Origin of the sequence: Kitasatospora sp. NPDC053057, assembly GCF_044546945.1 — a bacterium.
Taxonomy (GTDB): domain Bacteria; phylum Actinomycetota; class Actinomycetes; order Streptomycetales; family Streptomycetaceae; genus Kitasatospora.
The window spans coordinates 83,304-101,962 of the sequence record NZ_JBITZP010000018.1 but is presented as its reverse complement, the minus strand read 5'-3'; the positions used below and the strand labels follow the sequence as shown (position 1 = coordinate 101,962).

The 18,659-nt window shown below is 72.5% G+C and carries 17 protein-coding genes; 6 read left to right on the top strand and 11 right to left on the bottom strand.

The window, feature by feature from the left end:
• Positions 1-837 (bottom strand): class I SAM-dependent methyltransferase, encoded by an 837-nt coding sequence (locus ACIG5E_RS20330; RefSeq protein WP_396535141.1) that lies wholly within the window; start codon positions 835-837, stop codon positions 1-3.
• Positions 838-956: 119 nt separating this feature from the next.
• Entirely contained in the window at positions 957-1,562 is a 606-nt protein-coding gene (locus tag ACIG5E_RS20325; protein WP_396535139.1) for a TetR/AcrR family transcriptional regulator, read from the bottom strand.
• A 70-nt stretch (positions 1,563-1,632) separates the two neighbouring features.
• Here ACIG5E_RS20325 and ACIG5E_RS20320 point away from each other — a divergent pair, with 70 nt between their 5' ends.
• Positions 1,633-2,526: an NADP-dependent oxidoreductase gene (locus ACIG5E_RS20320; RefSeq protein ID WP_396535137.1), complete on the top strand. Its 894-nt coding sequence runs from the start codon at positions 1,633-1,635 to the stop codon at positions 2,524-2,526.
• A gap of 255 nt (positions 2,527-2,781) precedes the next feature.
• Here ACIG5E_RS20320 and ACIG5E_RS20315 read toward each other — a convergent pair whose 3' ends face one another.
• Positions 2,782-3,969 (bottom strand): MFS transporter, encoded by a 1,188-nt coding sequence (locus ACIG5E_RS20315; RefSeq protein ID WP_396535135.1) that lies wholly within the window; start codon positions 3,967-3,969, stop codon positions 2,782-2,784.
• Positions 3,970-4,025: 56 nt separating this feature from the next.
• Here ACIG5E_RS20315 and ACIG5E_RS20310 point away from each other — a divergent pair, with 56 nt between their 5' ends.
• Positions 4,026-4,352 carry an ArsR/SmtB family transcription factor gene (locus ACIG5E_RS20310; RefSeq protein ID WP_396535133.1) on the top strand — a complete coding sequence of 109 codons (327 nt, stop codon included), beginning with the start codon at positions 4,026-4,028 and terminating at the stop codon, positions 4,350-4,352.
• Positions 4,353-4,383: 31 nt separating this feature from the next.
• Here the strand turns inward: ACIG5E_RS20310 and ACIG5E_RS20305 are convergent, their stop codons facing one another.
• The 3 genes from ACIG5E_RS20305 to ACIG5E_RS20295 all read right to left on the bottom strand — a co-directional run bounded on the left by ACIG5E_RS20305 (position 4,384) and on the right by ACIG5E_RS20295 (position 6,506).
• Positions 4,384-5,178 (bottom strand): spermidine synthase, encoded by a 795-nt coding sequence (locus ACIG5E_RS20305; RefSeq protein WP_396535287.1) that lies wholly within the window; start codon positions 5,176-5,178, stop codon positions 4,384-4,386.
• Between the two features lie 83 nt (positions 5,179-5,261).
• A complete protein-coding gene (locus ACIG5E_RS20300; protein ID WP_396535131.1) occupies positions 5,262-6,263 on the bottom strand; it encodes an alpha/beta hydrolase in 1,002 nt (333 codons plus the stop codon).
• 18 nt (positions 6,264-6,281) lie between these two features.
• Positions 6,282-6,506 carry a hypothetical protein gene (locus tag ACIG5E_RS20295; protein ID WP_396535129.1) on the bottom strand — a complete coding sequence of 75 codons (225 nt, stop codon included), beginning with the start codon at positions 6,504-6,506 and terminating at the stop codon, positions 6,282-6,284.
• Between the two features lie 177 nt (positions 6,507-6,683).
• Here ACIG5E_RS20295 and ACIG5E_RS20290 point away from each other — a divergent pair, with 177 nt between their 5' ends.
• Positions 6,684-8,072 (top strand): selenium-binding protein SBP56-related protein, encoded by a 1,389-nt coding sequence (locus ACIG5E_RS20290; RefSeq protein WP_396535127.1) that lies wholly within the window; start codon positions 6,684-6,686, stop codon positions 8,070-8,072.
• A 171-nt stretch (positions 8,073-8,243) separates the two neighbouring features.
• On the opposite strand, the gene ACIG5E_RS20285 is transcribed toward ACIG5E_RS20290, so the two are convergent.
• The 3 genes from ACIG5E_RS20285 to ACIG5E_RS20275 all read right to left on the bottom strand — a co-directional run bounded on the left by ACIG5E_RS20285 (position 8,244) and on the right by ACIG5E_RS20275 (position 10,400).
• Positions 8,244-8,852 carry a DUF6114 domain-containing protein gene (locus ACIG5E_RS20285; RefSeq protein WP_396535125.1) on the bottom strand — a complete coding sequence of 203 codons (609 nt, stop codon included), beginning with the start codon at positions 8,850-8,852 and terminating at the stop codon, positions 8,244-8,246.
• Between the two features lie 2 nt (positions 8,853-8,854).
• Complete coding sequence (locus ACIG5E_RS20280) at positions 8,855-9,508, bottom strand: DUF6230 family protein (protein WP_396535123.1); 654 nt, start codon at positions 9,506-9,508, stop codon at positions 8,855-8,857.
• A 139-nt stretch (positions 9,509-9,647) separates the two neighbouring features.
• A complete protein-coding gene (locus ACIG5E_RS20275; protein WP_396535121.1) occupies positions 9,648-10,400 on the bottom strand; it encodes a TetR/AcrR family transcriptional regulator in 753 nt (250 codons plus the stop codon).
• A 281-nt stretch (positions 10,401-10,681) separates the two neighbouring features.
• Here ACIG5E_RS20275 and ACIG5E_RS20270 point away from each other — a divergent pair, with 281 nt between their 5' ends.
• From ACIG5E_RS20270 to ACIG5E_RS20260, 3 genes are all read left to right on the top strand, one after another.
• Complete coding sequence (locus ACIG5E_RS20270; protein WP_396535119.1) at positions 10,682-11,350, top strand: Tat pathway signal sequence domain protein; 669 nt, start codon at positions 10,682-10,684, stop codon at positions 11,348-11,350.
• Between the two features lie 167 nt (positions 11,351-11,517).
• A complete protein-coding gene (locus ACIG5E_RS20265) occupies positions 11,518-12,408 on the top strand; it encodes an AAA family ATPase (protein WP_396535117.1) in 891 nt (296 codons plus the stop codon).
• Positions 12,405-13,832 carry a VWA domain-containing protein gene (locus ACIG5E_RS20260; RefSeq protein WP_396535115.1) on the top strand — a complete coding sequence of 476 codons (1,428 nt, stop codon included), beginning with the start codon at positions 12,405-12,407 and terminating at the stop codon, positions 13,830-13,832. The genes ACIG5E_RS20265 and ACIG5E_RS20260 overlap by 4 nt, the downstream gene beginning before the upstream one ends.
• 125 nt (positions 13,833-13,957) lie before the next feature.
• Here the strand turns inward: ACIG5E_RS20260 and ACIG5E_RS20255 are convergent, their stop codons facing one another.
• Complete coding sequence (locus ACIG5E_RS20255; RefSeq protein WP_396535113.1) at positions 13,958-14,926, bottom strand: alpha/beta fold hydrolase; 969 nt, start codon at positions 14,924-14,926, stop codon at positions 13,958-13,960.
• Positions 14,927-15,082: 156 nt separating this feature from the next.
• Positions 15,083-18,574, bottom strand: coding sequence for a S8 family serine peptidase (locus tag ACIG5E_RS20250; protein WP_396535111.1), 3,492 nt, complete (start codon positions 18,572-18,574; stop codon positions 15,083-15,085).
• Between the last annotated feature and the right edge of the window lie 85 nt (positions 18,575-18,659).

Below are 18,659 nucleotides of genomic sequence, written 5' to 3'. Positions count from 1 at the left end.
CTATGCCTGCCCGGTCCGCTCGGCGAAGTTCAGGACGGTGACGGAGAGACGGCGGGTGGCCAGTGGCGGGGTGGTCATGGCCAGTGGCAGCAGGGCGCCGAGGAGTCCGCGTCCGCCGGTCGGCCGGACGTCCCGCACCGCCACCACCGCCGGACTGGCGGTGCGGAGCTTGTCCCGCTCATCCGCGTCCATCGCCCACGGCATCGGCGGCACCCGGTACCCGTGGCCACGCATCTTCCCTGTCAGGGTGAGTCGGCCGAACCAGCGCGGCACGGCGTCCAGCACGAGCGAACCGCCCGGGAACCGCTCCGCGCAGCCCGCGATCAGGGATCTCACCCGTGCCGGCGGCAGGTACATCAACAATCCCTGTGCGCTGATCAGCACCTCACGGTCGCGGTCCACCTCGTCGGCCCACCCCAGTTCGGTGGCGTCGGCGGCCAGGTAGCGCTGACGCGGGCCGGGCGGCAGCAACTCCTCGCGCAGCGCCACCGAGTCGGGCAGGTCCACGCTCAGCCAGCGGGCCCGCCCGTTGTCGACCCGCCAGTACTGGGTCTCCAGGCCATCGCCCAGGCAGACCACGGTGCCGCGCGGCTCCCGTGCCAGGAAGTCCGTCACCTCGCGGTCGAAGCAGGCCACGCGCAGGGCCTGGAGCTGGGCCTGGATTCCGCTGGCGCCGAACCGCTCCGCGAAGGGGTAGCCGATCCGGTCGACCAGCTCGACGGCCTTGGGGTCGTGGAGCACGGCGTCCGGCCGGCGCGCCTCCAGCGCCCGGTGCCACAGCGTCCACAGCGCCGTCTCCGGCACCTGCCCCAACTCCGGCCGTTCCGCGCCGCTCATATCGACTCCTCCGTGGACAACCCCGGCCCGAACCCGCCGATTCTGACACCCACCCCGCGCCCCCCTTCCCCCCGACGCGCCGAACCGCCCGGCCCCAGGCGGCGGGGGCCGGGTCCTGGCTACGGTCCGGCCGTGCCGACGGGTTGTCCGGAGGGCCGGGTGACGGCCCAGGCCGCCTCGATCATCCGGAAGATCTCGTCCAACGCGGCGTCCGGGTCCGGGGCCTCGCGGGCCAGTGAGTAGGCGTCGATCACGAACCTCGCGATCGTCCGGCTCGCCGTCGTGGTCTGTGACAGTCCCGGATCGGCGGCGATGGCCGTTGCCAGCGACTCCGCGTGGCGCAGCCTCATCGACTCCTCGTACTCCCGCAGGGCGGGGGACTCATCGATCATGCGCCAGATCGGGGCGGCGCTGTCCGCCGTGCAGTGCCGGACCAGGGCGTGGATCTCGCGGCGCAGCGCGGGGATGAGCGGCTCGTGCGGCGCCCGGCCGGTGACCGCCTGGGTGAGGCGCTGCTCGAAGTCGTCGTCCCGCTCGAACACCAGGGCCTCTTTCGAGGCGAAGTGGGAGAAGAGCGTGGTGACGGCCACGTCGGCCTCAGCGGCCACGTCACGGATGCCCACCGCCTCGTACCCGCGCTCCAGGAAGAGTCGGAGGGCGGTGTCGGCGATCTTCTGGCGGGTCGCGGCTTTCTTGCGCTCACGGCGTCCGGGCGGCTCGGTCATGAGCTGACACTATCAGGTACGAACCTGCAACAGTTCCAAAACGCTAACTGTTAGTGCTACGGTCCACCGCATGAAGAAAGTGAGCTTCGCCGAGTTCGGCGGTCCGGACGTCCTGCGCCTCATCGACGCCGAGGAGCCCCACGCGGGCCCGGGCCGGATACGCATCGCCGTGCGGGCGGCGGGCGTGAACCCCGTCGACTGGAGGATCCGCGAAGGCCAGAAGCTGGGGGCCCATCCGACCGAGTTGCTCTCCGGAGTCGGGCAGGACGCCGCCGGGGTGGTGGACGAGGTCGGCGAGGGCGTCGAAGGAGTCGAGGTCGGTGACCACGTGTTCGGCGAAGGCTCCAGCACCTACGCCGAGTTCGCCGTGCTGTCGGCCTGGGCCCGCACGCCCGAGGGGCTGACGTTCGAAGAGGCGGCCGGATACCCCTCCGTGGTGGAGACCGCGCTGCGCATCATCCGCGAGGTCGGCGTGCAGCCCGGGCAGACGCTGCTGGTCAGCGGCGCGTCCGGCGGCGTCGGCTCAGCGGTGCTGCAGATCGCCCGCGACCGCGGCATCACGGTGATCGGCACGGCCGGGGCCGCGAACCAGGACTACCTGCGCAGCCTGGGCGCCCTCCCGACGACGTACGGCGAGGGCTGGGTCGAGCGGGTGCGGCAGCTCGGCCGCGTCGACGCGGCCCTCGATCTGGCCGGCACGGGCGTGATCCGCGAGCTCGTCGAACTGACCGGGAACCCGCAGAAGGTGATCACCATCGCCGATCTCGGTGCGCCGGGACTCGGTGTCCGCTTCTCCGGCGTGCCGGGGAGCATGCCGGCAGCGCTCGCCGTGGCCGCCGACCTCATCTCGCGGGGAAAGCTCCACATCCCGGTCGAGAAGTCGTACACCCTCGCCGAGGCCGCGGCGGCGCACATCGACAGCCAAGCCGGCCACACCCGCGGACGCCGGGTCATGGTCCCCTGAAGGCCGCCCGGGTGATTCGAGTTCAAGTCCCGACCTTGTCGTAGCAGCCAAGGGCCTCCGGCGATGGCGGGGCCCTTGGCTGCGCGACGAGGTGGCGGCACCCAGCCTGGGTCCGCGTACCCGACTGAGCACATTCGTTCGGACACCGGCCATCAGCCGCCGGGCCGGCCGCAGGCGTGGCCTTTGTGCCAGTCCGCTTGGGCGGCGGCCGTCAGCCTTCGGGCCTCCCGACGGTTCACTTGCGGGACGCCCGGGTCACCGGATGACCTGGGTCTCGCGGGCGGGTGCCGGGTCGGCGGTGGGGGTGACGTGGCGGATGGTCAGGAGGGTGAGCAGGGCGATGGCCGCGCCGACGATGGGCACGGCGGTGGGGCCGACTCCCGACAGGGCGAGGCCGCCGAGGGCGCCGCCGACGGCCACGCCGAGGAACTGGGCCGAGAAGTGCAGGCCCAGGGCCTGGGCGCGTTGGGTCGGGGCCAGGCCGGCCAGGCGGGTCTGTTGGCTGATGCCGCCCGACCACCAGGCAGAGCCGAAGGCGAACATCAGCGGGAAGGAGATCACCGTGGACAGCAGCGGCGTGTGGGAGACGGTGGTGACGGTCAGCACCGCGAGCAGGCCGGTGATCAGTGTGAGGGCGCCGCGCAGGACGGGGGCGACGCCGTGGCTGGCGATGAGGCGACTGACGGCCCGTCCGGCGAGCAGGCCGCCGGCGCCGAACACGATCATCAGCGCGGCCACGCCGTTGCTGCCGAGCCCGGTGGCCCGGTGTGCCACCGGGTCCAGGTAGGTGTAGACGCAGTAGGCGGCCAGGAAGAGCCCGAAGGTGGTCAGCAGGCCCCAGCGGATCGGGGTGCGGCGCAGCAGGTCGAGCCGTCCGGCGGCGGAGTTGCCGCCCGGTGGGACGTCGGGCAGGCCGGTCCAGACGGCGACGGCGGTGACGACGGCGAGGAGCGTCACGAACCAGAACGAGGCGCGCCAGCCGAGCGCCGAGCCGATGACGGTGCCGATCGGGGCGCCCAGGGTGAGTGCCACCGCGTTGCCGCCGGCGGTCACCGAGATGGCCCGGGGCAGTTCCTCGGGGGCGCAGAGCGCGGCCGCGGTGGCGGCGGCGGGGGCCGCGAAGAGGGAGGCGCCGAGGGCGGCGAGCACCCGGGCGACGGTCAGTACCGCTAAGTCGGGTGCGAGCGCGGCGAGCGCGTTCGCGGCGGCGAAGAAGAGGGCGGCCCCCATCAGCAGCCGCTTGGGCGGGACTTGGTGGAACAGGCCGATCAGGGGCGGGCCGGCCAGGGCGTACACGAGCGCGAACACCGTGACCATCTGCCCGCCCACGGAGACCGAGGTGTGCAGGTCGTGCGCGACGTCCGGGAGCACTCCGGCGATCACGTAGCCCTCGGTGCCCACCGTGAACGTGCCCAGGGCGAGGAGGTGGATCCGTGGATTCATGGTTTGACGGTACAAGATTCGTTGAACCATTGGAAAGCCCCCCTTAGAATCGAGCCATGCGAGATGCGTTCCACGCCGAACTGGCCAACGTGAGCCTGGCCGCGGCCATGCACGGTCTCAGCGACCCGCTGCGGCTGCGGATCGTCGAACTGCTGGCCCGGCAGGGCGAGACCGAGTGCTCGGTGATCTACAACGCCCTGGGCATCAGCAAGTCGAACGCCTCGCACCACTTCCGGGTCCTGCGCGAGTGCGGGCTGATCCTCCGCACCCACCAGGGGCAGCAGCAGAGCGCCCGGCTGCGCGCCGAGGAATTCGACGAGCGCTTCCCCGGCCTCCTCCGCGCCGTGCTGGACAACCTGGACGGCGTCGACAGCACGGCCTGAACCAGCGGAACGCGCCGACGAGTTCGACGCCTCAGCCGACGCTGAAGGCGCCGTCCGGCGGGGGCGGGGAGTCGGTGGCGTCCGCGTCGGTGACCGGGGCCGTCCGGCCGACCAGCGCGGCCAGCTCCTCGCCCTCGGTGAGCCGGGCCGGGAAGATGTCGCCCGCCAGCAGGCGGGTCAGCTCCGCCGTCGGCAGCGGGGCCGTGGAGCCGGCCAGCAGGATGTTGCCGTACCGGCGCCCGCGCAGCACCGGCGCCTCCGCGACCAGGAAGACGTACGGGAACACCGACCGCACCGTCGCCGCCTGGGCCTTGGCGAAGGCCAGCGGCGGGCCGTCCGCCAGGTTGGCGGCGTAGCAGCCGCCGGGGCGCAGGGCGGCCGCGGCCAGCCGCAGGAACTCCACCGAGGTGAGGTGGGCCGGGGTGCGGGAGCCGTGGAAGACGTCCGCGATCACCAGGTCCTGCGAGCCGGCCGGGGTGGCAGCCAGCGCGGCCCGGGCGTCGCCGACCGTCGCGGTGATGTCCGCGCCGGGGCCCTGCCAGGGCAGGTGTTCGGCGACCAGGTCGAGCAGCGGCCCGTCCACGTCCACCACCCGCTGGCGCGATCCGGGACGGGTGGCGGCCAGGTAGCGCGGCATGGTGAGGGCGCCGCCGCCCAGGTGCAGCACGTCCAGTGGACGGCCGGCGGGGGCGAGGGCGTCGGCGAGGTGGCCGATCCGCCGGGTGTACTCGAACTCGAGGTGGGTCGGGTCGGCCAGGTTGACGTACGACTGCGGGGTGCCGTCGAGGGTGAGCAGCCAGCCGCCGTCGCGGTCGATGTCCGGCATCAGCTTGGCGAAGCCGAGGTCGGTGTTCCGGCCGACCGGCAGCGGCTCGTCCGTGGCCGGTCCGTCCGTCGCCGGTCCGTCCGTCACGCGTTCTCCCCCACCGGCCGGACGTCCACCGGCCGGACGTCCACCGGCCGGACGTCCAGGTAGGCGGCGAGCCAGTGGTCCAGTTCGGCGAACACCTTGGTACGGGCCGCCTCGCCGGAGAGCACCAGGTCGTGCATGCCCCCCTCGATCCGGACGACCGTGACGTGGCGGCCCAGCTTCGGCCCCTGCGCGGCGATGTCGTCGGCCCGCAGCACGGCGTCGGCGTGGTGCAGGGCGTTGTGCCACGTGGTGGTGGAGATCGACCTCGTCGAGGCCATCAGCAGCACCGGCACGTCGATGCCCAGCCCGTGCCGCAGCTGCCGGTGGCCCTGGTGGATCGCGGACAGCCAGCCCGCGTACAGCGGGAAGCCCTCGGCGGGCTTGAGCCTGAGGTCGAAGTCCCACTCGCCCTTGTGGTCCCGGTGCAGGCTGTGGGTGTAGTGCGGGTTGAGCGAGGAGGGCAGGACCCGGGTCGGCTTCAGCCGCCCGATCGCCGTCACCACCGGGCCGCCGGCGGTCCGCACGGCCGCCCCGGCGGGCATCGACAGGAAGGGACTGTTCAGGAACAGCCCGTCCACCACGCCCCGCCCGGCCCGGCGCCCCGCCCACAGGGCGCCGACCAGGCCGCCGGTCGAGTGCCCGTTCAGCAGCAGCTGCCGGTGGCCGTCGACATCCCGGATGATCCGGACCGCCTCGTCGATCTCCTCGTCGTACTCGGCGAGGGCCCGGACGAAGTTCGGCGACTGGTGCGGCCGCAGTGAGCGCCCGTACTTGCGCAGGTCCAGGGCGTAGAACGAGAACCCGAGCGCGGCGTAGTAGTCGGCCAGGTTGGTCTGGAAGAAGTAGTCGTTGTACCCGTGGATGTACAGCACGGCCCGCTCGGCCCCCGGCACCAGCCGCCGCACGAGGGTCGCGCACACCGCCCCCTCGTCATCCGGCCGCAGCTCCAGCTCCGCCGCCTCGTAGGGGGCACCCAGGATGTCTTCCCGAAACTCCATGGGCCTGACTGTACTGGCTCATCCATTGCGGTCCGGGGCATCCACGGCCTGGTGCCATGTGATCATCGCAATGCTTTCGACGGGTGAACCGTCGGCAGCTGCCGGCGCGCGCTCCATCCGGCGATGGGCGTCCGCAGTGTCCTCGGGACGGCCGAGGGCGGTGAGGGCCTGGTCACGGCCGGTGAACGTGGACGGGAGCAGCAGGAGGCCGGCGATCGCGGGTGGGCGGGCGCCGATCGTCACGTTCGCGGTCTCGGTCTCGATCTGGGTGGCGGTGCCGCGGATCCCCCCGCGCGGATGTTGTTGTGCACCCGGTCACGGTAGTCGTCCGCGCCTCCTGGCCGCTTCTCGTGCGCCTGCTGTGCGCCGGTGGTCGTGTGGAACGCTGCCCGGACGGACACGGCGAGTTGGGGAGAAAAGATGGATTCGTCGCTCTACCGGTCGGCCGCCGAGGCGATCGCGGCGCCGCCGGAGACCTTGGCGTATGTGGCCGGGTTCGACCGGGCGGGGGAACGGCCGGACGCCTTGCTCACCGTCGACACCGATCCGGAGTCGGCGAGCTACGGGAAGGTGCTCAACTTCGCCGAACTGCCCACCCTGGGTGATGAGTTGCACCACTTCGGGTGGAACGCCTGCTCCAGCGCCCTGGCGCACGCCTGCCACGAGAACCCGGAGCGGCGGTTCCTGCTGCTGCCGGGGCTGCGGTCGTCGCGGCTGCACGTGATGGACACCCGCCCGGACCCGGTCCGGCCCCGGCTGGTCAAGACGGTGGAGGCCAAGGAGCTTGCGGCGAAGGCGGGTTACTCGCGGCCGCACACCCTGCACTGCGGGCCGGACGGCGTCTTCCTGTCCTGCCTCGGGGACGGGGACGGCGGCGACGGGCCCGGCGGGGTGGCGCTGCTGGACCACACAACCTTCGACGTGCTGCGCCCCTGGGAGACGGAACGCGGGCCGCAGCACTTCGCCTACGACGTCTGGTGGCACCTCGGGACGAACGTCGGGGTGACCAGCGAGTGGGGCACCCCGTGGATGGTCGAGGACGGGGTGCTGCCCGAGCAGTTGCTCGGCCGCAAGTACGGGCACGCGCTGCACTTCTGGGAGCTGGGCACCGGGCGGCACCTCCAGCGGGTCGACCTCGGGGACCAGTACCAGATGGTGCTGGAGCTGCGCCCGGCGCACGACCCGCAGGCGGAGTGGGGCTTCGCCGGTGTGGTGGTGAACGTCGAGGACCTCTCCTCCTCGGTGTGGCTCTGGTACCGGGAGGGCCCGGCGTTCACCGCCCGCAAGGTGATCGAGATCCCGGCCGAACCCGCCTCGGCCGATGAACTGCCGCCAGCGCTGCGGCCGTTCGGGGCGGTGCCGCCGCTGGTGACGGACATCAACCTGTCGGTGGACGACCGCTGGCTGTACGTGTCGGCGTGGGGCACCGGCGAGTTGCTCCAGTACGATGTCTCGGACCCGTTCCACCCCCGGCTGGCCTCCTCGGTGCGCCTGGGCGGGGTCACCGCCCGGACGCCGCACCCGGCCGAGCCGGGGCGGCCGCTGAACGGGGCGCCGCAGATGGTGGAGATCAGCCGGGACGGGCGGCGGCTCTACCTCACCAACTCCCTCTACGGCGCCTGGGACGACCAGTTCTACCCGGACGGCATCTCGCCCTGGCTGGTCAAGCTGGACGCCGACCCGGTCACCGGCGGGCTCAGCATCGACGAGCGCTTCTTCCCGCACGGTGACGACTTCCGGGGGCTGCGCGTCCACCAGACCCACCTGGCGGGCGGGGACGCCTCCTCGGACTCCTACTGCTACCGGTAGGCGGCGTTACCGGCGAGCGAGGGCTACCGGGCGAGCACCTGGTCGAACCGCACCGCGCCAACGGCCGATCAGCGAGGCGCGCAGCCGGACGGAACGCCCCGCGCAACCGGTGCTCTCCCACCACCAGTCGCGCGGGGCGCCGCCGATGGCGCCCGGCGAACCCCGCTGCCGTCAGACCCCGGCCCCCGCCGCCCGGCGCTGCGCGCGCCGGTCCTCCCGCCGCTGCCGCCCACGGCGCAGCGGCTGGTCGGGCAGCCACCCGAAGGTCAGGCAGGCGCCGACCACCCCGAGCAGCATCCCGATCAGGAAGCCGCCGAGGTTGGAGGTCACCCAGCTGGCGAGCGAGGTGAGCACCGCGAGGATGGAGTAGAACAGCCGCTGCGTCGGGTTGAACAGGATCAGCAGGCCGCACAGCAGCATCACCGACGGCACCAGGTACCCCGCCAGGCCCACCAGCGAGATGTGCAGCAGGAGGGGCAGCGGGGCCCACAGCGTGAACAGGATCTCGGCGCCGCCGAGCGTCACCAGCAGCCCGCCCCAGAACGGTCGTCTGCCCCGCCAGTCACGCCTGACCGGGCCCGCGAGGCTCGCGGGCGCAGCGGTCGGAGCGGACGATTCGGACGCAGCGGGAGCTGCGGCGGGGCCCGCGGCGGGGGTGGTGGCCGCGGCGGGGGTGGCGGCCGCGGCGGGGGTGGCGGCCGTCCCCTGGGCCGTCACCGCCTCGCTCCGCGCCACTGCGCCCTCGCCGGTCGCGGCCGGCTCCGGTACGGACTCCGTCATGCTCAGCAGCCTTTGGAGCTGAAGCTCAGCCGCAGGTTGGGCAGTTTGAACCCGACGGCGGTGCTCGCGTAGTTGTGCTGGTTGAGGTGGGTCAGCTGGACGTGGTCGGCCTGCTGGCCGAAGACGCCCTTTCCGCCCTTGCCGACGTCGCCGGCCTTGGTGTAGGTGCTGGCGTCGCCGCCGATCTCGATGTTCTTGAACTCCGCGTCGCCGGACAGCAGATCGGAGTCGGTGGTGAGGTCGGAGGCGGAGACGGGGGTGCCGTTGTCGCCCGCGTGGATCACCAGGTTGACGCCACCGAGGTCGACGCTCTGGCACAGGTTGGTGATCTCTGCGGTCTTGATCGCCGACACCGCGACCAGCACCTGACCGCCGGTGTGCCCCTGGTTGGGGCTGCCGGGGATCATGTGGTCCAGCGAGCCGAACTGGGCGAAGCCGTCGCCGTCGAGCTTGTCGGCGGTGATGGTGAACGGCATGCCGGAGATGGAGAACTGCGCGGCGAGCACGCCCTGGGCGGTGAGGGTCATCAGGATGCCCCCGACCGCGACGGCCGGTACGGCCATCAGGGCGGTGCGCTTGATCCGTACCCGGCCTCTTCTGGTCCCGGTCGGTGTCGGGGTTTCCGCCGCGGCGGCGGCGTCCTCGGACATGGCCATGTGTGCTCCCTGTGGATGGAATGGGTGTGCAGGCACTGGCACGTTGCCCTGGCGCGGACAGCGTTGCGCGTCCCGGCTGGGCCGTCCGCCGCCCGGCGGCGGGGTGGGTCCGGTAGGGGCGCGGTGAGTAACTCGGAAGCTACTGCCCGGTAGTGGCCGGGTCAATACGGGTGCACGAAGGATCTTCACCAATCCTCGACCCGAGCCGCCGGTCCGCCTCGGCGGGCCCGAGGAAGGGCGCGAGGCAAAACATGCTCAACACCGGTAGCAGTTCCGGCAGTTGATCGGTGTGGCCGGAGGCGATCCGGCCGTAGACCGCGCTGTACACGCCGCCGACCACCGCGTCCACCATCTCCTGCACCCCTACGCCGCCCGGGAGTTGGGGCGCCTCGGCGAAGAACGCCCGGAAACGGATGAGGAGTTGATCACGCTCCCGTCGACCGGCGGGCCCGACCGCCTCGATCTCGATCACCGCCATGGTCGCGAAGGACGGTGTCCCGGCGAGGAGTTGGAGCATCGCCCCGAGCGCCTGCCGGATCCCGGCACACCAGTCGGATTCGGCCGCGAAGGCCGCCGCCATCCGCCGGATCACCACCCCGGTGCCGTACCGGTGCGCGGCCAGGAAGGCGTCCTCCTTGCCGCTGAACAGCTCGTAGAAGACCGGCCTGGTCACCCCCGCCGCCCGGCAGATGTCGCTCACCGTCGCGTGCTGGTAGCCGCGTTCGGCCACCGTCCGGACCAGCGCGTCCAGCAGCCGCTCGCGCTGGGTCGCGGCGACCACTCCGGCGGGCAGCCGACGCGGGCCCGGCTTGATCGACCTGGCCGGATCGCGGCCGGTCCGGGCACCCGGCAGAAGGAGCACGTCGGAACTCCGGAGGTGCTTGGGATCCATCACCAACTCCTGTGTCCTGTATTGACATTGACGCAACGCCCGGTTTACAACACTGCCAGGTTTCCAACCGGTCGGTGCGCAGGCCACCACCGGCCGACTCCAACACCGCCGCACCGCACGCAACACCGCCGTACCGCACGAGCGGGCCCGTGGCGCCGGGCCCGCCCCTACCCGCGGTCCGCCGGGCCTCCGGTACGCCATGCACCTCCCCCGCCGTGCACACCACCACACCCACACGCGGGGATTCCCCCACCCGTCCCCGGACGGAGAGAGGCACCCTCATGCGCATCCGTCGCACGCTCGCAGCCGCATCCCTCGCCGCCATCGCCCTCACCGGCGCCGCCGTGGCACCCGCCCAGGCCGACGCCGCCGCCGTCATGACCCAGGGCAGCGCGACCGGCCCGGCCATCGCCGTCGGCGACACCCTGGTCGCCAACCTGGCCTCCGGCACCGCCGCCACCTTCACCGACGGCGCCGGCAGCACCAACGGCGTCAGCTGTGCCAACTCCTCGTTCTCCGCCACCGTGACGTCCAACCCGGCCGCCCCCGGCAGCGCGACCGAGCAGCTCAACAGCCAGTCCTTCGACTCCTGCACCTCCAGCGTCCTGGGCGTCATGGGCGTGCAGAGCGTCACCGCCACCAGCCTGCCGTACACCAACACCGTCACCTCCGGCTCCGGCGGCGTCTCGCTCAACGGCACCAGCGCCGGCCCGGTGGGCATCACGGTGGTGCTCAACACCCTCCTGGGCACCATCAGCTGCGTCTACCAGAGCCCCAACGGCATCACCGGCTCCACCTCGAACAGCGACAACTCCATCAGCTTCGCCAACCAGCCGGCCACCCTGGTCTCCGGACCCGGCCTGTGCTTCTCGACCGGCTACTTCAGCGCCACCTACGGCCCGGTCACCGACAGCTCGGCCGCCGGCAACCCGGTCCTGTACGTCAACTGACGCCCCGGACCTGCGGATCCACCGGAGCGGCGGACGGCGGGCAGCACCCCGCCGTACGCCGCTCCACCGCGCGCGCCGACCCCCGCGACAAGCAGGTGACCGGCCGGTAGGGTGGCGCCGCGCGGGCCCGACGGAACGGCCCGGCGAACCGGAACGGGGCGCGTCAGATGACCAGCGGCAGCAGCGGGAACGGCGACGGCACGGGCTTCTTCGCATCGGTGGCGGACACCGCCGAGCGGCTCGCCCGGACCGGCTACCTCGCCTCCACCGCCGTGGCCACCACCGTCTTCCTGGCCGACCGGCTCGGCAAGCCGCTGCTGGTCGAGGGCCCCGCGGGGGTCGGCAAGACCGAACTCGCCAAGGCCGTCGCCGAACTGGGCCGGGCCCGACTGGTGCGGCTGCAGTGCTACGAGGGCATCGACGAGGCCCGCGCCCTGTACGAGTGGAACCACGCCAAGCAGCTGCTGCGGATCACCGCCGGCCGCGACGAGGGCTGGGACCAGGCCCGCGGCGACATCTTCGGCGAGGAGTTCCTGCTCACCCGCCCGCTGCTCACCGCCATCCGCGGCGAGGAGCCCACGGTGCTGCTGATCGACGAGATGGACAAGGCCGACGTCGAGGTCGAGGCGCTGCTGCTGGAGGTGCTCAGCGACTTCCAGGTGACCGTCCCCGAGCTCGGTACCATCACCGCCAGCCGCCGCCCCTTCGTACTGCTCACCTCCAACGCCACCCGCGAGCTCTCCGAGGCACTGCGCCGCCGCTGCCTCTTCCTCCACCTCGACTACCCGGACGCCGAGTTGGAGCGACAGATCGTCCGGCTCAAGGTGCCCGGCCTGGACGACACCCTGGCCGCCTCGCTGGTCCGGGTGGTCGGCGCACTGCGCGCCATGGAACTGCGCAAGGCGCCGTCCGTCGCCGAGACCATCGACTGGGCCCGCACCCTGCTCGCGCTCGGCGCCGACACCCTGGACGAGGCCGTCGTCCGGGACACCCTCGGGGTGATCCTCAAGCACCAGGACGACATCCGCAAGGCCGCCCAGAAGCTCACCCTCGCATGACCGCTGAAGGCCCCACCGACACCGCCGCCCGGCTGACCGGCCTGGTCCGCGCCCTGCGCGGGCACGGCCTGCGGATCGGCCCGGCCGAGACGGTGGACGCCGCCGCCGTGCTCGACGTGCTCGGCTTCACCGACCGCGAGCAGATGCGGGCCGGCCTGGCCGCCGCCCTGCTGCGCTCGGACGGCCAGCGGACGGTCTTCGACGCCACCTTCGACCTGTTCTTCCCGCTCGGCGTCGGCACCCCCGAAGCCCTGCGCACCGACCCGCCACCCGTACCGGACGACCCCGAGCCGCCCCGCTTCGGCCGCCCCGACCCGCTGCGCGACCAGCTGCGCGAGCGCCTCGCCGCCGCCCTCGCCGCCGACGACCGGGCCGCCCAGGCCCGGCTGGCCGGCGAGGTGATCGAGGCCTTCGGCCGGTACGGCACCGGCAGCACCCCCGGATCGGACGGCTGGTCCGCCCACCAGGCGCTCGGCCGCCTCTCCCCCGAGACCCTGCTCGCCCGGATCCTCGCCGCCCTGCGGGAGAACCCGGCCGATCCCGACCTCTCCGACCGCGTCCTCGCCGACGAGGTCCGCCGCCGCATCCGCGACTTCCGCGCCCTGGTCACCGGCGAGGCCCGCCGCCGGGTCGCCGAACTGCGCGGAGCCGAGCGGATCGCGGAGCGCGCCGTCGCCCCCACCGCCGACCGGATCGACTTCCTGTACGCCGGCCGCGAGCAGCTCGCCGAACTGCGCCGCACCGTCCACCCGCTCGCCCGCAAACTCGCCACCCGACTGGCCGCCCGGCGCCGCCGCGCCGCCCGCGGGCAGATCGACCTGCGCCGCACCCTGCGCCGCTCGCTCACCACCGGCGGCGTCCCGCTGCGCCCGGCGTACCGGCTGCGCCGCCCGGCCCGGCCGGAGCTGGTGCTGCTGTGCGACGTGTCCGGCTCGGTGGCGGGCTTCGCCGACTTCACCATGCTGCTGGTCCAGGCGATGGGCGAACAGTTCAGCAAGGTCCGGGTGTTCGCGTTCGTCAACCGCACCGCCGAGGTCACCGACCTGCTGCGGCGCGGCCAGGACGACCCGGCCCGCCTCGCCGCGCGGATCCTCGCCGAGGCCAAGGTGATGGGCTACCACGGCAACAGCGACTACGGCTCCGCGCTCGGCGAGTTCGCCGACCACCATCTGGACGCCGTCGGCCCGCGCACCTGCGTGCTCGTCCTCGGCGACGCCCGCAACAACCACCGCGACCCCAACCTCGACGCCCTGCGCCGGATCGCCGGCCGGGCCCGGCGGGTCTTCTGGCTCAACCCCGAACAACCCGCGCTCTGGTCGACCGGCGACTCCGCCGCCCCGGCCTACGCGGGTGTCGTGGAGATGCACTCCTGCCGCAACGCCCGCCGCCTCGGCGAACTGATCGCCCGCCTGCTGCCCGTCTAGGGATCGTCCAGAGCCCGGCCCCGTCGCGGGGGGGGCGGCCTACGAGACCGGCCCGGTCACCGCCCGCGCGGGGAACGGCGACCAGGCCGGACGGGGCGGCTAGGGCAAATACCGCCGGACAGGCCCTAACCGTCCAGGCTCTTCAGGAAGTCCAGCAGCGCCGCGGTCACCTCGGCCGGGCGCTCCTGCTGCGTCCAGTGCCCGGTCTCCGGCAGCCGGACGTGCCGGTGCAGCCTGGGTGTCAGCTCCTTCAGCAGGTACGCCACCACCTCGGGCGCGATCATCGCGTTCACCAGGTCCTGCTCGCCGGCCACGTACAGCGCGGGAACCTCGATCCGCCGGCCGACGAACGCCGTCAGCAGCTCGTTGTTCCGGTCGATGTTGCGGTACCAGTTGAGCCCCCCGGTGAAGGCCCGCGCGCCGTGCAGGGCGTAGTCGGCCGCGAACGCGTCGAGGTCCGCGTCGGTGAGCCAGTCCGGCAGCCGCTCCGGTTCCGGGACGGTGTCCAGCAGCTTGGCGCCCTCGGGGACGACCCAGGGTCGCGGCTCGCCGCTGGGCAGGATGCCGCACAGGATGCGGCGCAGGCTGGACTTCACGTCGGCCGCCAACTCGGCGTCGGCACGGCCCGGTTCCTGGAAGTAGATCTGGTAGAAGCCCTCGCCGAAGTTCTCCCGCGCGGCCTGCAGCGGCCCCGGTCCGGCCGGCAGCGGCGGCACGCTCAGCCCGGCAACGCCGCGCACCAGGTCCGGCCGCAGTGCCGCGGTGGCCCAGGCGACCGGCGCGCCCCAGTCGTGCCCGACGACCACGGCCTGCTCGGCGCCGAGCGCGCCGATCAGCGAGGTAACGTCGCCGACCAGGTGCAGCAGGGTGTACTTGTCCACGTCCTCCGGCTGCGAGCTGCGGGCGTAGCCGCGCTGGTCGGGGGCGACCACCCGGTACCCGGCCGCGGCGAGCGGTGCGAACTGGTGCCGCCAGGAGTACCAGCTCTCCGGGAAGCCGTGCAGCAGCAGGACCAGCGGCCCCTCACCCTGTTCCGCGAGGTGCAGCCGTACGCCGTTCACCTCGACGTGACTGTGCTTGATCGCGTCGTTCAACTTCAGCTCCCGGTTCGGCCCGACAGAAGGTCAGTTCGTTTCGAACCTGCCCAACGCGGCGGGTCCGGAACGTCCTGGAAGCCGAAACAGCCGAGGCCGCCCCGGAATTCCGGGACGGCCTCGGCCTCAGCTATGCAGCGCTGAACTGATTGAGCGTCAGTTCACCGTGTAGCTGTAGGGGATGGCCGCGAGCACCGAACCGGTGGTGCCGAGGCTGTTGTTGGCGGTCGGCACGAAGGTCGGGCCGGACACCAGGTAGAGCACACCCTTGACCGTGCTGCCCTTCGGGCCGGTCGGGGTGACGGTCACCTGCAGCGAGCCGGTGGCGCCGGGGGCGACGGTCACCGGGGCGGCGGCCGGGGCCGAGGCGTTGACACCGGAGGCGAACGGGTCACCGGTGCTGGAGGTCAGCGCCGGGTCGAACGCCAGGGTGTGCGCGGTGGCGGTGATGGTGGAGGTGCCCTTCGGCGCGCCGGCGGGGCCGAACGGGCCGATCTGCTGGACGAAGGTGCTCCAGGCGCCGGGGACGACCTGCTGCTCGGCGGTGCCCTTGTCGGTGACGACCGAGATGGCCGAGCCGTCCTGGGCCTTCTTCAGGTCACCGAAGAGGTCCGGCGAGGCGGTGGTGGCGCTCAGCTCGATCTGCGCCGGCGTCGAGGACGCCGCCACGGCCTTGAGCTGGTCGGTGCCCGGGGGCACCAGGAAGCTCGGCACCGCGGAGGTGAGGCTCAGCGGCAGGTTGACGCTGGCCGAGGAACCCTGCGGCACCAGCGGCAGGTCGACGCGCTTGTCGAGGCGGCCCTCGGCCGCGATCGACTGGGTGGCGACCGTGTTGTTGGTGTAGTTGACGTTCACGGTGACCGGCTTGCCGGCCTCCAGCTTGGTCTTCGCGTCGTTCGGCAGACCGGCCGCGGTGGCCTGGTTCTGGTTGAACGCGATGGTGCCGGCGAAGTCCTGCGAGAGCTCCTGGCCGCTGACCGGGCCGAGCACGTTCAGGACGAAGCGCCAGTGGCCCTCGGCCGGGTTGACCGTGGTGGCCGAGACTCCGTTGGCCGAGGCGGTCACGTTGCCCTGGGCGTCGAACAGCGCGTTGCCCTCGATGTCGACCGGGGTGCCGTTCGGGCTGATCAGCGCGCCCTGCATGAACAGGTTCGCGTCCTTGGCGACGGTGACGCCGACCCGCAGGTCCTTCTGGCCCTTCGGGACGTCGAAGCCGTAGGCGAACATCTGCGTCGGCGAGGAGCCGCGGCCGTTGCCACCGGTGATGGTGCCGGTGAAGGTGCCCTTGCCGTCCTTGACCGGGACGAGGCTGCGCAGCACGACCGGAACGCTGGTGGTGTTGCCGTTCGAGCTGGAGACCACGACGGCCTCGCTGCTGTCACCGCTGGTCGCCGGGGTGGTGAGCTGGACCTTGAGGGTCTTGGTCTCACCGGGCTGCAGGTCGGTGGTGTTCGGGCTCACCGCGCCGGCCGGAACCGCGCGCTGGGTGGAGGTGCCGAACTGGACGTCGCCGGTGTAACCGGCCTTGCCCGCCGGGGTGTAGAGGACCGCGGTCCACTCACCGGCGACCGGGTGCGGGACGTCGACCAGGCCGTAGTTGGCCGGGGTGGCGCCGCCCTGCGGACGGGTGTTGGTCTCGAAGCGGCCCGACGGGTCGAGCAGCGTCATGCGGACCACGGGGCCGTTGGTGACCGGGTTCGGGCCGCCGTGCCAGGCGATCGACGCCGCGAGGCGGTCGGCACCGGCCGGAACGGTGAACTTGACCTGCTTCTGCACCCAGTCGACACCGTTGGTGGCGTACTTGAAGGTGTCGGTCGCGGCCGAGTCCAGCTTGACGGTCTGCTGGTTGTTGGCCTGCGGCGCGAAGCTGCGGGTGGTGGCGCTCACCGACTGGGTCTCGTCACTGGTGTTGGTGACGGAGACGTCGGCGGTGTGGGTCGAGCCCGGGGCACCGGAGATGCTCACCTGGCCGGTGTTCACCACGACGGTGCGGGCACCGTCGGTGCCGTCGCCGTCGTCGTAGCCGCGGGCGGCCTCGACGGCGGCCCGGACGTTCAGCAGGCCGGCGCCCTGCTCCTCGGCCGGAACGCCGAGGTCGGTGGCGGTGCCGGTGATGAACTTCTTCACCAGCGCCGGGGACGGCGAGTCGCCGCCGTGGGTGTCGCGGTAGGCCTGGATGACCAGGGCCGCGGCACCGGTGACGAACGGGGCGGCCTGGCTGGTGCCACCGAACGACTGGATGTTGGTGGGCTTGCCGTTGAAGTTGGTGCAGTCCGCGAACTTGGAGGTGTCGGCGGTGCACAGCGCCCAGTCCGACTCGCCCGGGGCGACCAGGTCGAGGGTCCGGCCGGCCTGGGTGAAGCCACCCGAGGACAGCGCGGAGATCCGGCTGTTGCTCCAGGTCCCGTTGGAGAACTTGGAGGCCGCGTAACCGGTCTGCTGGTAGTTCTGGTTGTCCGTCGAGGCACCGACCGAGATCACGTACGGGTCGGTGGCCGGGGTGCCGATGGTGCCGCTGAGGCCCGCGTCACCGGTGGAGACGGCGACGGTGACACCGGCCTTGACGGCCTGCTCGTTGAAGAGCGCGATGGTGTCGTGGGCGCCGCTGTCCGGGGTGACGTTGCCGCCGAAGGACTCGTTCAGCACGTCCACGTGGGCGACCCGCACCGCGTAGTCGATGGACTGCAGGATCGACGAGTTGGACATCATCTCGCCGCCGGCCTTCAGGGCGACCAGGTCGGCGTCCGGGGCGAGGCCGCGGACGTGGATATTGCAGCCGGCCGGCAGCGGGTGCGAGGCGTTGACCCACTGCGAGACGTCGTAGGTCTGACGGCCCTGGGCGATGACCGCCGAGGCGTCGCCGAAGGCCTCGGCGCCACCGCTCGGCGTGTTCCAGCCCTCACCCGAGAAGTCCTGGTGGTCGACCACGGCGTGCGAACCGTCGGCCCGGATGAAGTCCGGGTTGTCCGGGTCGAGCGCGTCGGCGATGTAGGCGACCTTGACGCCCTTGCCGGTGGCCAGGTTCTCCACGCCGGGGTTGCCGTTGCCGGTGTAGGCGTGCACCGAGTAGAGGCCCTCGGGCTCCATCAGCGGCTTGGCCGGGTCGGAGGGGCAGACCGTGTTGGTCGCGTTCTCCTGGGAGGCCTGGCCGTTGCTGCCCGTAACGGCCTTCGAAGCGCCGGCGGAGTCGCCCGACGCGGCGGCCGCGGTGTCCGCGTCCTTCTTGGCCTTGGCCGCGGCGACCGGGGCGACCTGGACCTGGGTGTCCGCGACGACGGAGGCGACCGCCGGGTCGGCCTGCAGCGAGGCGCGCAGGGCCGGGCTGACCGTGGCCGAGAAGGCGTTGCCGACCACGAAGCTCTTGACGTTGGTGCCGCCGTTGGCCTTGACCTTGTCCAGCAGCGGCGCCTGCGAGCTGGCGGTCTTCTGCTGGCGGGCGCCCAGGTGGCCGTGGTCGGCCGGGGTGTCCGCTATCTGGTCCTTCAGGATCACGATCACCGGTGCCGGCGCCCCGTCCGAGGACGCCGCCTGGGCGTTCTGCGGGTCCTGGGCCGGAGCTGCGCTCGCGATGGTCCCGAGGCTCAGGACCATGGACGCGGCGGTGACGGTGACGGCGGCTGCTAGCTGGGTCTTGCGCCAGCCGATCAATGGACATCCTTTCGTCTGATGAGACGTCAGGTTGCACGGCTGAGCGTACCCGGATCCTGGTCGGACGCGTGTGCCCCGGACCGCG

Coding starts and splice junctions, on each gene's coding strand:
- ACIG5E_RS20330 (WP_396535141.1), bottom strand. CDS start 837: ATGAGCGGCGCGGAACGGCCGGAGTTGGGGCAGGTGCCGGAGACGGCG.
- ACIG5E_RS20325 (WP_396535139.1), bottom strand. CDS start 1,562: ATGACCGAGCCGCCCGGACGCCGTGAGCGCAAGAAAGCCGCGACCCGC.
- ACIG5E_RS20320 (WP_396535137.1), top strand. CDS start 1,633: ATGAAGAAAGTGAGCTTCGCCGAGTTCGGCGGTCCGGACGTCCTGCGC.
- ACIG5E_RS20315 (WP_396535135.1), bottom strand. CDS start 3,969: ATGAATCCACGGATCCACCTCCTCGCCCTGGGCACGTTCACGGTGGGC.
- ACIG5E_RS20310 (WP_396535133.1), top strand. CDS start 4,026: ATGCGAGATGCGTTCCACGCCGAACTGGCCAACGTGAGCCTGGCCGCG.
- ACIG5E_RS20305 (WP_396535287.1), bottom strand. CDS start 5,178: ATGCCGGACATCGACCGCGACGGCGGCTGGCTGCTCACCCTCGACGGC.
- ACIG5E_RS20300 (WP_396535131.1), bottom strand. CDS start 6,263: ATGGAGTTTCGGGAAGACATCCTGGGTGCCCCCTACGAGGCGGCGGAG.
- ACIG5E_RS20290 (WP_396535127.1), top strand. CDS start 6,684: ATGGATTCGTCGCTCTACCGGTCGGCCGCCGAGGCGATCGCGGCGCCG.
- ACIG5E_RS20285 (WP_396535125.1), bottom strand. CDS start 8,852: ATGACGGAGTCCGTACCGGAGCCGGCCGCGACCGGCGAGGGCGCAGTG.
- ACIG5E_RS20280 (WP_396535123.1), bottom strand. CDS start 9,508: ATGGCCATGTCCGAGGACGCCGCCGCCGCGGCGGAAACCCCGACACCG.
- ACIG5E_RS20275 (WP_396535121.1), bottom strand. CDS start 10,400: ATGGATCCCAAGCACCTCCGGAGTTCCGACGTGCTCCTTCTGCCGGGT.
- ACIG5E_RS20270 (WP_396535119.1), top strand. CDS start 10,682: ATGCGCATCCGTCGCACGCTCGCAGCCGCATCCCTCGCCGCCATCGCC.
- ACIG5E_RS20265 (WP_396535117.1), top strand. CDS start 11,518: ATGACCAGCGGCAGCAGCGGGAACGGCGACGGCACGGGCTTCTTCGCA.
- ACIG5E_RS20260 (WP_396535115.1), top strand. CDS start 12,405: ATGACCGCTGAAGGCCCCACCGACACCGCCGCCCGGCTGACCGGCCTG.